Below are 15,288 nucleotides of genomic sequence, written 5' to 3' on the forward strand. Positions count from 1 at the left end.
GTCCGCGTCCAGGTGAGGTACGGCTAGATTGCGGGTAGAGATGTGCCAATCTTTCCCTCAAGAGCGGGTTCGGGCCGATGGGATTCCCACACGGATCCACGCCGGACTCCCCGGTCGTCGCGGTCGTCGACGATGAGACGGCGGTCCTGGAACTCACCGTCCGAGGCCGGTGGAGCCGCGGATTGTGGCTGCTGGCACACCGGATCCTGCGCAAGCGGCTGGCCGAGCACCCGGCCGGTCTGCTGCTCGACCTGTGCCAGCTCGACGACCCGCGGGCCGAGAGTGCGGTGTTCTGGCTGACCGCCCGGGTCCGGGGGAACAGCCTGCGGCCGCGGATCCCGGCCGTGGCGGCTCTGCCCACCGGGACTGCGCTGGCGGGGGCGTTGAGCCGGCTGGGCGTACCCCGTGGCTTTCCGGTCTTCGATTCCGCCGAGCGTGCCCGTGCCGCGCTGGCCGACCGCAGTCTCTGGCCCGATCTGTTGCGGCTGCAGCTGCCGCCGGATTTCGGCGCGGCCGTGGTGGCGCGCCGCGCGGTCGGCGAGGCCTGCCGTGACTGGGAGCTGCATCCGCTGGCCGACCGGGCCCGGCTGATCGTCTCCGAGCTGGTGGTGAACGCGGCCGAGCACGCCGGCACCCCGATCGACCTGATGCTGTCCCGGGTGGACTCCTCGCTGCACGTGGCCGTGCGCGACCGTAGCCCGGACGTTCCCCGGCTGATGCCGATCGATCCGCTCGACCCGCTGACCGCCCGCGGGCAGGGACTTCGCCTGGTCGACACGGCCGCGTACGCCTGGGGCTTCGCTCCCGCCCACCACGGCAAGACGGTCTGGGCGGTTCTGCGGGACAGTCCTGATCAACCGGGCTGAACTATCATCGATCGGTGCTTCCGACCAGGCGCCGCCCGGCTGTCGTAGCCGTTGCCGCCCTGCTCGCCGCGCTCGTCCCCGCCCCGGCCGAGGCCGTTCCCGGGCAGGACTGCGCCGAGCCCGGCCGGGAGGAGATCGGCGGCTCCTGGTCGCGTGCGGCGTTGCGGGCCGACGCGGTGAGCCCGGTGGCGAACGGATTCGGCGTCCTCGTCGCGGTCCTCTCCACCGGCGTCGACGCGGGTCAGCCGCAGCTCGGCGGCCGGGTGTTGTCCGGAGTGGACGCCTCCGACCAGGCCGGCCCGGCGAACCAGGACTGCACCGGGACCGGCACCCAGGTCGCCGGGGTGATCGCCGGTCAGGCGGGCGGCGGGGACGCCGACGTGGCCGGGTTGGCGCCCTCTTCGCGCATCCTGCCCATTCGGGTGCTTCCCGACGATCCGGCCGGCTCCGAGAGTGATCCGGCGACCCTGGCCCGGGGTGTCACCGCAGCCGTGCAGAACGGCGCGGACGTCATCGTCGTCGCCACCGCCGTCTACCAGGACCGGCAGCAGCTGCGGAACGCCGTCGCCGGAGCCGTGGACCAGGGCGTGACCGTGGTCGCCGCGGCCGGCGACCTGGGCGTGCCGGACGACGGAAACCCGGTGCCCTACCCGGCGTCCTATCCGGGAGTGATCGGCGTCGGCGCGATCGACCAGAACGGCCGGATCTCCCCGGCCTCGCAGCGCGGCGAGTTCGTCGACCTGGTCGCGCCCGGCGTCGCCGTGCCCACCCTGCAGACCGGGCGCGGACTGGTCGAAGTGGACGGCACCGCGGTGGCCGCCGGATATGTCGGCGGGGTCGTCGCACTGGTCCGCGACCGCCGCGGTGACCTGGGTCCCGAGGCGGTCGGCCGGCTCCTCGCCGCCACCGCCAGCCCGGCTCCGATCGGCGACGCGTTCGGCGCCGGGGTCGTCGACCCGCAGGCGGCCGTCACCGGACTGTTGGGCGGCACCGACCAGCGGGCGCTGCCCGGCGTCGACCCGGTCCCGCCGCCGGACACCGCGGCCGACCGGGTGCGCACGGCGATCGCCCTGGCCGGCGCGGGTGTCGCGGTGGTGGTCGTGATCGCGGTCCTGCTCGCGGCAGCGGCGATCCGGCGCAGCCGGCGACAACACTGGCGTCCCGGTCTGGCGGCGCCCACCCCGGTGTACGCCGAACCGATCGAACCCGGCCCGCCGGTCATGCTCCTCGACGAGCCCTGACCGGCCGGCTCAACTGGTGGCCGGCCGGACGGCGGCGGCCGGATCCAGGGTGACCCCCTCCGGCAGGGTGCTGACCAGGGCCGGCGGGACCTCGATGGCGTTCGCCGCGGAATAACCGAGCATGGCGACGACGTCGGCGTTCGGGACCGCGTGGCGTACCCCGCTGTCGGTGACCAGCAGGAAGCCACCGGGCGCCCGGATCAGTTCGAACCGGCCGGCCGGGACCTGCACGCCGTCGGCCAGCGGCTGCCCGTCGCTCTCCGCGCCCGCGGTGGGAATGGCGTCGGCGAAGCCGGCGGGGGAGCCGCCGACCGTGAGGCCCGGTGGTTTCGCCGCGTCGCCGGTGATCGCGCAGGCGGTCTCGCCGGCACCGACCGGGGCGAGTTCCGGGACGGCAGCCGGGGGCTGTGCTGCGGCATTGCCGTCCTCCAGCGCATCGCTCTCCGGGATCCGGGTCAGCTCGTTCACCGGGATCTCGTCGGGCTCGCCGGGGAAGACGGCCGCCAGCACAGCCTGCTGCAACGGGGTGATCGGCGCCCGCCCGTCGTCCAGGATCAGCCAGAACTGTTTCCCGCTGCCGGTGTCGGTGACCAGCACGTCGCCGTTGTCGAAGCCGGGCGCCGCGGCCGACGGGTCGCCGCGGCCGTCGACGGCGATCGGGGCGATGTCGGCGCCGGTGGGCAGCGCGTTCAGCCAGGCGATGCCGACCCGGGTGGGCTGAGCCGCGCCGAACAGGGCCGGAACCGTGTTCCTCGCATTGCGCAGCTGATGCTTGCGGCCCTGCACGACCAGGTGGATGTCGTCGCCCGTGGTGACCAGCAGACCGCGATCGCCGATTGCCGCGCCGGCCGGCCCGGGGGAGGCGACGAGCAGCACCGACGGCGGGTCGCCGCCGCCCGGAACCGTGCACATCGTCCATGGCAGACGGACCTGACGGCCCGCCTCGGGCAGCGAGTCGGGCGCGCCCGCGATGCCGATCGTGACACCCCGCGGCACGTCGGTGAGCTCCTTCGCCGACACCCGGTACACCGGCGGATCGGGGCGGCCCGCGGCCAGTTTCGCCGAGGCGAAGTTGAGCGTCGGGTTCAAACGATTGCGCAGGTAGACGAAGGTTGCGCCGGTCTCCCGCTCGACCACCACGGTGCCGTCGGCGCGCCACCGGTCGGTGCCGGTGCGGGTCAGGATGCCGTAGATCCCGAACCCGGCGGCCACCAGGATCGCCACCATCAGCCCGGCGAAGAGCGCCCCGATCCCGCGGCGCAGCGGCGACTGGGCCGGATCGGTCTCGCGCATCACGAACGCCGAGATGACCCGCTGGTTCATGAACTGGTACGACTGCAGTTGATCGCGGCGCGACGTCACCGGGCCTCACCCGCCGAACGAGGCGAACAGCCCGCGGATGTCGTCGAACAGCCCGATGACCGCGCAGGCCAGCGGGATCAACGCCATGATCGCCACCACGTCCAGGATGTCGGCAGCGCGGCCGAGGTACGGCGACGGCGGCCGCCGGCTGTAGATCAGCGCGGCAGGGAGGGCGACACCGGCGACCAGTAGCGCGCCGATGAGCAGCACGAAACCGGACACCGCGCCGCTCAGCACCGGGCCGATCCCCAGCCCGGCCAGGCCCACCAGGCCGGCCACCAGCAGCGGCGAGCGCTGCTGCGGGGTGGGCAGCAGCCGGGCACGCAACAGCAGCGCGCTCACCGCGGCGACCATGAGGAGTACGGCGGACGTGCTCGGCCCCGACATCGCCAGGAACGTCATCGCGACGATGCTGCACAGCGCGGCCGACAGCAGCAGGCCGGTCAGCACCTCACCGGCCCGGACGACGGCCGAGAAGACGTCCTCCCGGCGAGGCATCGGTTTGTCCTTGAGGATCTCCTCCGCCCGGTTCGGCAGCTCCGGGAACGGCAGCCGCCCGAGCCAGCCGGCCAGCACCGGATAGGCCGGGAGCAGCCCGATCGCGGTGGTCAGCGCGACCGCGGCGGCGCCGTCGGCGGAGACCCCGGCCAGGGTCAGCATCGAGGCGAGCAGGCCGGTCAGGGCGGCCGCGATGCCCGCGACGAAGAGGCGGGACAGCCCGGCGACACCGGCGTGGCCGATCACGCTGAGCACCATCAGGGCGGCCGAGCCGAGCAGCAGGCCGGGCGCGCCGACCCCGAGGAAACCGGCGCCGGGCTCGGTGAGCAGCCAGGCGCCGCCGAAGAATGCGTACGGCAAGCCGCTCGCCGCCACCACGCCACCGGCGGACGCGTCGCTGAACGCCCGGGAGAGCAGGATGCCGGTCACCGACAGGGCCAGGGAGACGACCAGCGCGATGACGGCCGGAACGACCCACGGCGGTCCACTTGCGACCAGACCGATCAGGCCGACCAGGAGCGCGCCTGCGGCGACGGCCAGTCCACACCGCCGGGTCGCGGCGGCGCCCCAGGACCGGGCCGCCCGGCGGGAGCCGCTGGCGATCACCTCGACGACATCGTCGTACGCCAGCTCGGGCCAGTCCTCCCGGGCCGGGTTGAGGTGCAGCAGCTCGCCGTCCCGGACGCCCTGTGCGGCGAGGTTGCGATTCGGCTCCAGCGCGGCCCCGGTGGCGCGGCGCAGCACCCAGCCGCCGTTGCGCTCGGCCGGCTCGCCCAGCGCGCCCTCGGCATGCCGCAGCAGATGCGGCAGGAGCTCGGCGACCAGCATGTTGTCGGGCAGGGCCAGATCCATCCGGCGGGTCGGCGCGGCGACGGTCACCCGGGCCAAACTGGGGCCACCCGGTGTGGTCACAAGATCACCCCCCGCTACAGTCCGGTCACAACGTAGCAGCTTTGACCGATATGATGGCTACCGATCCGTCCCCGGGGGGAGCCCGTGTGACAGTCACGATCATCAAACGCGCGCCACGACGGCCCGCACCTGTCATGCCCTCCGGTGAGGTGCTGCTCGACCCGCCGCCCGAGGTGCCGCCACCCGCCGGCAAGGGCTGGACGCGGATGCTGATGATCCTGCCGATGGGCGCCGGCGCGGCGGCCATGGGCCTGATGATGGGCACCCAGCGCAGCGGCCCGATCGCCTACGTCGCCGGCGCGATGTACGGAGTGTCCATCCTCGGCATGATCGCCATGATGGCCACCAACACCACCGGTCCGGGCAAGCGCGAGATGATCGAGAACAGGCGGCAGTACCTGCGGCATCTCGCCCAGCTCCGGGCCCGGGTGCGCACCACCATCCGGCAGCAGCGGGAGGCGCTCTACTACCGCAACCCCGACCCGGAGACACTGTGGAGCTTCACCGACAGCGGCCGGCTCTGGGAACGCCGGCGCGGCGACGCCGACTTCACCGTCATCCGGATCGCGGTCGGCCCGCAGGAGGTGGCGACCCGGCTGATCCCACCGCAGACCCGCCCGATCGACGAGCTCGAGCCGCTCTGCGCGCTGGCGCTGCGTCGGTTCGTCAGCACCTACTCGGTCGTGCCGGACCTTCCGGTCTCGGTGGCGCTGCGCGACTTCTCGCACATCTACCTGCGCGGGGCGGATGATCCGGCGCACGACTTCACCCGCGCGCTGCTCGCCCAGACAGCCATCTTCCACGCCCCCGACGACCTGCGGATCGGCATCTGCGTCCCGGATCATCAGCGAGGCCGCTGGGAGTGGGCGAAATGGCTGCCGCACACCCAGCACCCGGGCAAGACCGACGCGGTCGGCCCGGTCCGGCTCGTCGCGCCCAGCGTGCCCGCGCTCGAGGCGATGCTCGACGACGTGCTGGTCAACCGGCCGCGGTTCGACCCGGGCGGGGCGCCCGCCGGTGGCCCGCACGTGGTGGTCGTCATCGACGGCGGCTCGACGGCCGGCTCCGACCACCTGATGACCGAGGGCGGCGTCTCCGGCGTCACCATCCTCGACCTCTCGGTGCCGCCGCCCCGCCTGCTCGACGACAGCTCGGTGGTCCTGGAGATCGCGGCGGACGGCACGGTCACCGGCACCACGATGGACGGGGTGACCGAGGTCGGCCGGGCCGACGCGCTCAGCCGGCCGGAGGCCGAGGTGCTGGCCCGGGAGCTGGCTCCGCTGCGGCTGTCCGCCACCGCGCCGGGGGACCGGGCCGGTGAGGCGGGCGCCCAGGACATGGGGCTGGCCGAGCTGCTGGAGCAGGACGATCCGTACCAGATCGATCTCACCGAGCTGTGGGCCAGCCGGCCCAACCGGGACCGGCTGCGGGTCCCGATCGGCGTCAACCTCGACGGCCGGCCGATCGAGCTGGACCTGAAGGAGTCCGCGCAGGACGGCATGGGCCCGCACGGCCTGCTGGTCGGCGCGACCGGCTCCGGCAAGTCCGAGCTGCTGCGGACGCTCGTGCTGGCTCTCGGCCTGACCCACGACCCGGAGATCCTCAACTTCGTGCTGGTCGACTTCAAGGGCGGCGCCACCTTCTCCTCCCTCGACCGGCTGCCGCACACCGCCGCGATGATCACCAACCTGGAGGACGAGCTTCCGCTGGTCGACCGGATGCTCGGCGCCATCCAGGGCGAGCTCACCCGGCGGCAGGAGCTGCTGCGCAAGGCGGGCAACTACGCCTCGCAGCGCGACTACGAGCGGGCGAGGTCAGCGGGGGTGCCGCTCGCTCCGCTGCCCAGCCTGCTGTTCATCGTCGACGAGTTCTCCGAGCTGCTCAGCGCCCGGCCCGACTTCATCGACATGTTCGTCCAGATCGGACGGGTGGGCCGGTCGCTCGGCATCCACCTGCTGCTCGCCTCGCAGAAACTCGAGGAGGGACGGCTGCGGGGGCTGGAGTCGCACCTGTCGTACCGGATCGGGTTGCGGACCTTCTCGTCGATGGAGAGCCGGGCGGTGCTGGGGGCGCCGGATGCGTACGAGTTGCCCCGCTCGCCCGGCCACGGCTATCTGCGCACCGGCACCGAGGGACTGGTGCGGTTCCGCGCCGCCTACGTCTCCGGTGCGGTCCGGCGGGACGGCGAGACCGGGGGCGGAGGCGGGCGTGCCGGCAACCCGATCCGTGACTTCTCCACCTTCTATGCGGCGCCCCTGCTCGAGGAGCGACCTGTCCAGGAGGAGCCTCGCGAGGAGAAGGTGGTCGGCGACACCCTCCTCGAAGTGCTGGTCCGGCAGATGGAGGGCAAGGGCACCCCGGCGCACGAGGTGTGGCTGCCGCCGCTGGACAAGGCGCCCACCCTCGGCCAGATGCTGCCGCCCGCGATCGCGATGCCGGACCGGGGACTCACCGTCGACGCCGCGGAACGCTTTGGGGCGCTGCACGCCCTCGGCGGCATCATCGACAAACCGTTCGACCAGCGGCGCGATCCGATGTGGCTGGACCTGTCCGGGGCGTCCGGCAACGTGGTCGTGGTCGGTTCCGCGCAATCCGGCAAATCGAATCTGTTGCGGACCCTGATCGCCAGTCTCGCCCTCACCCATACGCCACGTGAGGTGCAGTTCTACGGGCTCGACTTCGGTGGTGGGCCGATCAGTGGGCTCACCGACCTGCCGCACGTGGGCGGGGTGGCGACCCGGCGGGACGTGGACCGGGTTCGGCGTACCATCGCCGAGCTGCACGGGCTGATGCGGGCGCGGGAGGAACTGTTCGCCCGGCAGAACGTGGAGGGCGCGGCGGCGTACCGGCGGGGCAAGGCACAGGGCCGGTTCGCTGAGGACCCGTTCGGCGACGTCTTCCTGGTGGTGGACGGCTGGTCGACGCTGCGCTCCGAGTTCGAGGACCTCGAGGCGACCGTGCACGAGCTGGCCAACCGCGGGCTCGGCTTCGGCATCCACATCCTGGCCGCCACCAACCGCTGGATGGACATCCGCCCGCAGATCCGCGACGTCTTCGGCACCCGCCTCGAGCTGCGGCTCGGCGAACCCGGCGACTCGGTGATCAACCGGCGGGAGGCGGTGAACGTGCCGGACAAGGCGCCCGGTCGCGGCCTCACCCCGGACGGGCACCACTTCCTCGCCGCGCTGCCCCGCATCGACCGCGAGCAGCGCGTCGACGACCTCGCCGACGCGGTCACCGACCTGGTCAAGGCCGCCACCGAGCACTGGACCGGGCCGCCCGCCCCGCGCGTCCGGCTGCTCCCGGCCGAGCTGCCCTTCGAGGCGCTGCCACCGGCGCAGGGCCCGACGGTCCCGATCGGCATCGCCGAAGCCGACCTGCAGCCGGTCTGGCTCGACTTCGACTCCGAGCCGCACGCCCTGCTCTTCGGCGACGTGGAAAGCGGCAAGAGTTCGTTCCTGCGCAGCCTGGCCCGCTCGATCACCGCCGCCAACACCCCCGCCGAGGCCCGGCTGCTGCTGGTCGACCTGCGCCGCAGCCTGCTCGGCTGCGTCCCGGCCGAACACACCATCGGGTACGGCAGCTCGCACCAGATCACCGCCGACCTGATCAACCAGGTGGCGGTCGCGATGCGGGAACGCCTCCCCGGGCCGGACGTCACACCGGAGATGCTCCGCGACCGCAGCTGGTGGAAAGGCCCACAGCTCTACGTGCTGGTCGACGACTTCGACCTGGTCGCCAGCGTCCAGCCGAACCCGTTGACGCCCCTGCTCGAATTCCTGCCGCAGGCCCGCGACATCGGGCTGCACGTGGTCATCACCCGGCGCATCGGCGGCGCGGCGCGAGCCATGTTCGACCCGGTGATCGGCCGGATCCGGGAGCTCGCGTCGCCCGGCATCATGATGTCCGGGCCGCGCGAGGAAGGCCCGCTCTTCGGCACGATCAAACCGCAGCCGCTGCCGGCCGGCCGGGCCTGGATGATCACCCGCAAGCACGGATCGCGGCTGGTCCAGCTCGCCTGGACGCCACCCGCCCGCTGATCCTTTTCAGCGTCGCGGCAGCCCCACATACTGCTGCTCCACCCCGGTCTGACGCAGGAACAGATGCTGCTCCATGCCGTCACCGATCAGCGCGATCATGTCGTCGGCGAGGACCTCCAGGAACTGCCCGCTCTGCGGCCGCAACCGCAAGGTCGCCGAGGCCAGCGTCGCCTCGTCACCGCCGAGCCGCTGCATCAGGACGAGCTGCGCCTCCTGCAGCGCCGCGACACCGGGTTTGTCCAGCTGCCGCAGAATGGTCAGCTGGGTATGCCACGGACCCAGCGGCGGCGAGGTCACCGGCCCGGTCATCCCCAGGTCATAAACGGTCAGCGTGGGCGTCTGCGCGGTGCCGGGCGGGAAACCGCCCTGGTCGCTGCTGAGCACGGTGAGCCGGTTGTACTGCCCGGTCGCCCGTTCCCCGAACCCCGACCAGGCCTGCGGCTCACTGGTCACCACGATCGCCCGGGCGCCGAGCGAGAACGCCCGGAAAATCAGCAGCTGCGCTGCCCAGACCCCACCCACCAGAGCGATGCGAAGCGGATCCGGCCCGAAAACCCGCAACGGTACGGGCGACTGCTGGCGATCCTGCCCCAACAACAAACCGGCCCCGGCCGGCGGCGTCACCGTCACCCGCCGCAGCCCGCCCCGCTCGATCGCATGCCACCCGATGTGCAACCGCGTCGTCCGCCCCGACGGCCCGGTGCGCTCCCGCCCCTGATCCGGCCCACCGGGCGGCCCACCACCCGGCCGCTCCGGCCCACCCGGCCGCGCCAGCGAACCCGGCGCAGCCAGCGGCGCCGACGTAAGCGGCGGCGCGGTCAACCCACGCGCTTGCCGCTCCGCCGCAGCCTGCCCGGCCCCATACTGCTCACCTTGGCCCGGCTGCCCCAGCCCCGGCTGCGCCGTTCCCGGCTGCCCCAGCCCTGCCTGCCCTAGCGCTGCCTGCCCCAGTCCTGCCTGCCCAAGCCCTGCCTGTCCCAGCCCTGCCTGCCCTAGCCCTGCCTGTCCCGGTCCTGCCTGTGCTGTTCCTGCCTGCCCTACTCCTGGCCGGCCCGGCATCGGCTGTCCCGGGATCGGCGCAGCTGCCCTTGCCACCGTCCCTGGCACCTGCTGCGGCCCGGCCCCCACCGGCCAAGCCCCGGGCGCGGGCTGCGCCTCAGCCGGCGGAAAGAGGGCTGCTCTGGGCGGGTATCCGCCACCCGACTGTGCACCGCCTCCGGCCGGCGCGCTGCCTGGCGCCGGATACCCGTGGGGTTGCGCACTCCCTTGCTGACCGACCGCGGCCGGCGGGTAGCTGCCTGGTTGGCCGGCGCCTTGTTGACCGACCACGGCCGGTGGATAGCTGCCTGGTTGGCGGTCGGCGGTTGCCGGATAGCTGCCTGGCGGGCCACTGCCGACCGGGCCCGTCGCGGCTGGCGGAAGGCCGTCTGATTGCCGGCTGCCACCCGGGGGATACGGCCCGGCGGTGGGCGGTTCTGCGGTGCCCGGCGGAAAACCGCCTCCCGGCTGTGTCCCGCCGTCCGGCGGGTAGGTGCCACGCTGGTCATCGGCCTCTCGGTCGCCCGCGGCGTCTTCAGCGCGTTTGCGGCCGGAGTGCGGCCGCCACGAACCGTCCCGGTCGGGTGGGTAGGTCATCCCGCGCCACCTCCCGTCGGTGCCGTCGCGTAAGCGGCCGGGCCGTGTTCGCCGTCCAAGGGCTGCAGTTCGGCGCCGGCCCGGCGGACGCCCTCGAGCAGCACCCGGTCCAGGGCGGCGAGGTCGGCGTCCGGGCGGGTGGCCAGCCGGATGAACGCGCGGATCGCCACGTCGTTCCCAGCGCCGGCAGTCAGCACCAGGGCCACGCTGGTCTGCGCGGCCGGGGCGGTCGCTGCCCAGGCGAAGAGCGAGCCGATCTCGGTGGCCGACGCCGGCCAGGTCTTCAACCAGTAGGTCCGGTGCACCAGCCGCGCCGACCGCCAGTGCGTCCACGTCTCGTCCAGGCCGGCGCTCTCGCCCGGCGGCGGGGCCTCCACGTCGCAGGACCGGGCCAGCAACGTCAGGAGCTCCTCGGCGTCCAGCACGCGGCCGGTGATGCCGAGCCGGCGCAGGCCGGTCGCCACCTTGCGGGCCAGGCCGGCCACCAGCTCAGCGGCCGCCTCCGGGTCGGCGGTGTGGTCCAGCAGGGCTTCAGCCAGGGTACGGGCATCGACCCGCACACTGATCGACGACTCCCGGTGCGCGGGGACCGGGGCCGGGCTGACCGCCTCCACCAACTGCCGGTACGACGACCCGGCCGGCGAAGCCGGATGCACGTCGGGGCTCGGCGCCGGGACGGTGTGGGTGACCAGTTCCAGCACCACGCCGGGCTGCTCGGTGGCGGCGAGCATGCCGATCAGCGCGTCCAACGGGATCGGCGGGGAATCGGTGTGCACCGGGGTGGCCGGCTGCAACCCGACCACGCTGAACCAGCCCGCCTCGTCCCGCGCCACCCCGACCGCGGGCCCGCCCTCTTCCGCGGCGGCGATGTCGCGAACGGTGAGCCCGGGCGCCACGGTCCGCAGGGCAGCCAGGACCGGGCCGGCGCGGGTGTCCAGCCGGGCAGTACGCCGGCGGCGATGATCCCGGGCGACCTGCCGATGCTCCAGCCACCACCGCTGCTGCCGGCGGGCGAAGAAGACCAGAAGAAGGGCTGCCGCACCCGACCCGACGATCACGGCCGGCAGCGGACCCTGCAGGGCGGCGGCGATCACCGCCAGCACGGAGGCCTCCGCGACCAGGATCTGGGCCAGACTCAACGGCCCGAGATACCCGCGCCGGGGCACGGCGCGCACGGTCGCCTCCGACCCCACCGGCGGCCCCTGCCGGCCAACCGGACGTCGCGGCGGCCCGGGCGGCGGCGGTCCAGCGGGCGGAAGCGGTCCAGCAGCCATTCCGGGCGGCGGCCGCCCCCCGGCCCGGCGGATCGGCACCGCAGCAGCGGTAGCGGTAGAGCGCCCAGCCCCAGCCTGCTGCGGCACCTCAGCCGGCCCCTGCAATGCCGGCGCCTGCACGCCGGGCGGCTCCTGCCCCCAGGGCCCGCTCTGCATCCCGGCCGGTTCCTGCCCCCAGGGCGCACCGTGCATCCCGGCCGGCTCCGGCCCCCAGGGCGCACCCTGCCCGCCGGGACCGACTTGCAGCGTGGGCAGGCCCTGAATCTCGGCATCGGGTGGGGCCTGCATGCCCGGTGGCCCGTGTTCCCAGGGCGCGCCCGGTGTCCCGGGGCCGGCTCGCATCGCGGGAGGGGTTGGCGGGTTGTGGCTGGGCGGTGCGTTGTGCTGGCCGGGCAGGTCGGTGTTGTGTGCCGGGCCTGGATAGCTCTCACCCCGATGCACCGGTCGCCTCCCCCGACGGTCCGTAGTGGACCCACTCTAGTTGCGTCACCGGACCACCGCTCGCAGGTCGTCGAGCATCAGGGTTCGCAGGTCGTCTCGGCTGGGCATTCTGCCCATCGCGCGGAGGCGGCCGGACTGGGCCTTGCGCATGCCTTCCAGCAGCTTGCGGGCCTCGCGGGCGTTGCCGAAGTTGCGATCCCGTTCGAGCCGGGAGAAATGTTCGTGCAGGGCCGCGGAGAGGCCGGCGGCGAAGACGTAGTCGTCGTTGCGGGCGATGCGATCGGCGATCATCACCAGTTCGTCGGGGCCGTAGTTCTCGAACTCCATGGTCTTGGCGAAGCGGGAGGCCAGGCCGGAGTTGGCGTCCAGGAAGTCGGCCATCTCCTTGGTGTAGCCGGCCACGATCACGGCGACCTGGTCACGGTGGTCCTCCATGAGCTTGACCAGGGTGTCGATGGCCTCCTGGCCGAAGTCTGCCGCGGCGCCGCCGGCCCGGGCCAACGTGTACGCCTCGTCGATGAAGAGCACGCCGCCCATCGCGTCCTCGAAGACCGAGGTGGTCTTCTCCGCGGTGTGCCCGATGTACTGCCCGACGAGGTCGCGCCGGGAGACCTCGCGGAACCGGCCGTTCGGCAGCACGCCCAGCGCCTTCAGCAACTGGCCGTAGATGCGGGCGACGGTCGTCTTACCGGTGCCGGGAGCGCCGGTGAAGATCAGATGGTGGCTGACCGCGCCCACGGACAGGCCGGCGCTGCGCCGCCACTCGTTCACCTGGATCTCGTCGATCAGCGCGCGGACCTCGCCTTTCACGCCGGCCAGGCCGATCATCGAGTCCAGTTCGGTCAGCAGCCGCTCCACCTCGGCGGCGTCCTGCGCGGTGGCGGCCGCGACACCGGCCTGGGGGAGACCGCCGCTCTCGCTCAACGTGACCGTGGCCTGCGCGGACGGGTCGACGTGGACGGCCGGGTCGGCGGTCTGCTCGACCCGGCACTGCTCGACGACGGCGGTGCAGCCTGGCCCGATCACGATGCCGGAGCCCGCCGTCTGGTGCACCCAGGTCTCCACGATGCGCGGGGTGCTGCCGTGCGCCACGACGATGCCCGCGTCGCCGGTGCCGGAGACGTCGCAGCGCTCGATCGTCGGACGGCCGGACTGGTAGATGTAGATCCCCCGATAGCCGCACTCGGCCACGGTGGTGCCGCGCAGGGTCGGATCGGCGCCGAGCCGCACGATCACCCCGTCGTCGGTGACCCCGCGGACCTCGCTGGCCTCGACCGTCCCGCCGGCGTCGGAGAAGACGAAACCGTGCTGGCCGCGGATCACCCGGACCTCGCCGGCGTCGACCACGGCGCCGTCGCTGGCCTGGACGCCCGCGCCGTACCCCGCGGAGAGCTCGCACCTGCGCAGCCGCAACCGGCCGCCGGCCACGGTGACCGCCGGATAGTCGCCGGAGACCAGCGCCAGACCTTCGACGGCGACCTCGCCCGCGGTCATCGCCAGCGCCGGCCCGTCCAGCCCGGTCGCGTCCACGATCGCCGAGCCCGGATCGCCGGCCGCGCGCACGGTCAGCCGGCGGCTGCCCAGCTCGATCCGCTCCTGGTAGGTGCCGGGCGCCAGGGTCACGACCGCGCCGTCGGGTGCGACCTCCAGAGCGTCACGCAGCGTCGGATAGGTGCCGGGGACCGCCAAGGTGCTGACCACGAGCGGGACTCCTTCGCGCGTGCGAGCCGGAAGGGCGTAGACCCGAGGCTATCGCTCCGCGCAGATCATGGAGGTACCCGTCGATGAACTCCGGTGACATGGCACGAGCCGGCGCCGCGGTGCGGCGCCGGCTCGTCAAGGCCGGGACGTGCTTAAGCCCGGCGGCGGCGTTTCGGCCTCGACCCGGCACCCAGCGTGCCGGGCGCGGGCGGGACGGGCTGATTCGGCGGGGGAGGTGTAGCTCGTACCCCACCTGGGTTGTCAGCGGGGGCGCTGCTGGCGGAACGCGCCCTTGCTGGGCCGCATGTTCTTGGGGATCGCGCCCTTCGGCATCTGCGGGCGTGACATCAGCGCGCCGAGGCGTTTGTCGAGGGCATTGACGTCCTTGCCGGTGAGGTTGCGCGGCAGGCGCAGCATCGTGGAACGCAGCTTGCGGACCGGGAGCTGGCCCTCCTCGGAGCCGATCACGTAGTCGTAGAGCGGCGCGTTGCCGATGACCTTGGAGAGGCGCTTCTTCTCCTGGCCGAGCAGGCCGCGGACGCGCTGCGGGTCGCCCTCGGCGAGGAGGATGACGCCGGGCCGGCCGATCACCACGTGCACCATGTCGAACTGCGTGGTGGAGCTGGCCGCGGCACGCACCCGCCAGTCGCCGCGCATGTTCTCCATCAGGGAGGCGGCGGCGCCGGGCTGGCCCTCCGCCACGTTCATCATCGCGGTGTTGGACCGCAGGTTGAGCACGATCAGCACGGCCAGCAGCGTGAACAGGATGCCGACCGGGATCCAGAGCAGGCCCCAGCCCAGGAGCACGGCCAGCACGGTGAGCGCCACCGGGATCGCCACCGCCGCGATGACCAGCGGGACGAACCACTTGTCCTGCTTCGCCGTGAACGCGAACACCTGGCCGATCTGCTTCAGGCGCTCGCGGAACGACACCTTCTCCTGGGGTTTTGCCATAGCCGCAAAGTGTAGTGGGGCTCAGGTACCTTACGGCGTCCCGGGGACCTCAGGAGTCCTCGAAGTAAGGCAGTCTCCCGATGCCCGGGTGCCGCCTTCGCGCGAAGAGTCATCGGTGCAAGAGCCGAACGATTCGCGAGGAGCACCGAAATGATCCCCTTCACCAGCCCCGAGTTCCAGCTCGAGCTGATCCAGTCGCACACCGACGAACTGATCCGCCAGGCCGACGACGACCGGCGTGCCCGGCAGGCCTCCTCCCGGCGCGAACGCCGCGCCGGACGGTGGCCGACGATACGCCGGGCGGCCCGTCCGGCACGCCGTTTCGCATCGTGATCGGGCCGGAAATTCTGTCGTACCCGCGTGG

At 73.1% G+C, this 15,288-nt stretch carries 10 protein-coding genes; 4 read left to right on the forward strand and 6 right to left on the reverse strand.

The window, feature by feature from the left end:
- Nucleotides 1-77: 77 nt before the first annotated feature.
- Both OHA21_RS47330 and OHA21_RS47335 read left to right on the forward strand, forming a co-directional pair.
- Nucleotides 78-866 carry an ATP-binding protein gene (locus OHA21_RS47330; RefSeq protein WP_328466839.1) on the forward strand — a complete coding sequence of 263 codons (789 nt, stop codon included), beginning with the start codon at nt 78-80 and terminating at the stop codon, nt 864-866.
- Between the two features lie 14 nt (nt 867-880).
- Nucleotides 881-2,107 carry a S8 family serine peptidase gene (locus OHA21_RS47335; RefSeq protein ID WP_328466841.1) on the forward strand — a complete coding sequence of 409 codons (1,227 nt, stop codon included), beginning with the start codon at nt 881-883 and terminating at the stop codon, nt 2,105-2,107.
- A gap of 9 nt (nt 2,108-2,116) precedes the next feature.
- Here the strand turns inward: OHA21_RS47335 and eccB are convergent, their stop codons facing one another.
- Together eccB and eccD are read right to left on the reverse strand one after the other, a co-directional pair.
- The gene (gene eccB, locus OHA21_RS47340; RefSeq protein WP_328466843.1) at nt 2,117-3,469 is read right to left on the reverse strand and encodes a type VII secretion protein EccB; all 1,353 of its coding nucleotides are present in this window, start codon (nt 3,467-3,469) and stop codon (nt 2,117-2,119) included.
- A 6-nt stretch (nt 3,470-3,475) separates the two neighbouring features.
- Nucleotides 3,476-4,846, reverse strand: a complete 1,371-nt coding sequence (gene eccD, locus OHA21_RS47345; protein WP_328466845.1) for a type VII secretion integral membrane protein EccD — start codon at nt 4,844-4,846, stop codon at nt 3,476-3,478.
- A 119-nt stretch (nt 4,847-4,965) separates the two neighbouring features.
- Here eccD and eccCa point away from each other — a divergent pair, with 119 nt between their 5' ends.
- Nucleotides 4,966-8,919: a type VII secretion protein EccCa gene (gene eccCa, locus OHA21_RS47350; protein WP_328466847.1), complete on the forward strand. Its 3,954-nt coding sequence runs from the start codon at nt 4,966-4,968 to the stop codon at nt 8,917-8,919.
- Between the two features lie 6 nt (nt 8,920-8,925).
- On the opposite strand, the gene OHA21_RS47355 is transcribed toward eccCa, so the two are convergent.
- The 4 genes from OHA21_RS47355 to OHA21_RS47370 form a co-directional block, all read right to left on the reverse strand.
- Nucleotides 8,926-9,441: a hypothetical protein gene (locus OHA21_RS47355; protein ID WP_328466849.1), complete on the reverse strand. Its 516-nt coding sequence runs from the start codon at nt 9,439-9,441 to the stop codon at nt 8,926-8,928.
- A gap of 1,109 nt (nt 9,442-10,550) precedes the next feature.
- Nucleotides 10,551-11,729 carry a type VII secretion protein EccE gene (locus OHA21_RS47360; RefSeq protein ID WP_328466851.1) on the reverse strand — a complete coding sequence of 393 codons (1,179 nt, stop codon included), beginning with the start codon at nt 11,727-11,729 and terminating at the stop codon, nt 10,551-10,553.
- A 585-nt stretch (nt 11,730-12,314) separates the two neighbouring features.
- Nucleotides 12,315-13,970, reverse strand: a complete 1,656-nt coding sequence (locus OHA21_RS47365) for an AAA family ATPase (RefSeq protein ID WP_328466853.1) — start codon at nt 13,968-13,970, stop codon at nt 12,315-12,317.
- A 261-nt stretch (nt 13,971-14,231) separates the two neighbouring features.
- Nucleotides 14,232-14,924, reverse strand: a complete 693-nt coding sequence (locus tag OHA21_RS47370; RefSeq protein ID WP_328466855.1) for a DUF4191 domain-containing protein — start codon at nt 14,922-14,924, stop codon at nt 14,232-14,234.
- A 150-nt stretch (nt 14,925-15,074) separates the two neighbouring features.
- On the opposite strand from OHA21_RS47370, the gene OHA21_RS47375 reads away from it, so the two are divergent.
- Nucleotides 15,075-15,257, forward strand: a complete 183-nt coding sequence (locus OHA21_RS47375; RefSeq protein WP_328466857.1) for a hypothetical protein — start codon at nt 15,075-15,077, stop codon at nt 15,255-15,257.
- Nucleotides 15,258-15,288 lie beyond the last annotated feature (31 nt).

The organism is Actinoplanes sp. NBC_00393 (assembly GCF_036053395.1).
GTDB lineage: Bacteria > Actinomycetota > Actinomycetes > Mycobacteriales > Micromonosporaceae > Actinoplanes.

Coding starts and splice junctions, on each gene's coding strand:
- OHA21_RS47330 (WP_328466839.1), top strand. CDS start 78: ATGGGATTCCCACACGGATCCACGCCGGACTCCCCGGTCGTCGCGGTC.
- OHA21_RS47370 (WP_328466855.1), bottom strand. CDS start 14,924: ATGGCAAAACCCCAGGAGAAGGTGTCGTTCCGCGAGCGCCTGAAGCAG.
- OHA21_RS47375 (WP_328466857.1), top strand. CDS start 15,075: ATGATCCCCTTCACCAGCCCCGAGTTCCAGCTCGAGCTGATCCAGTCG.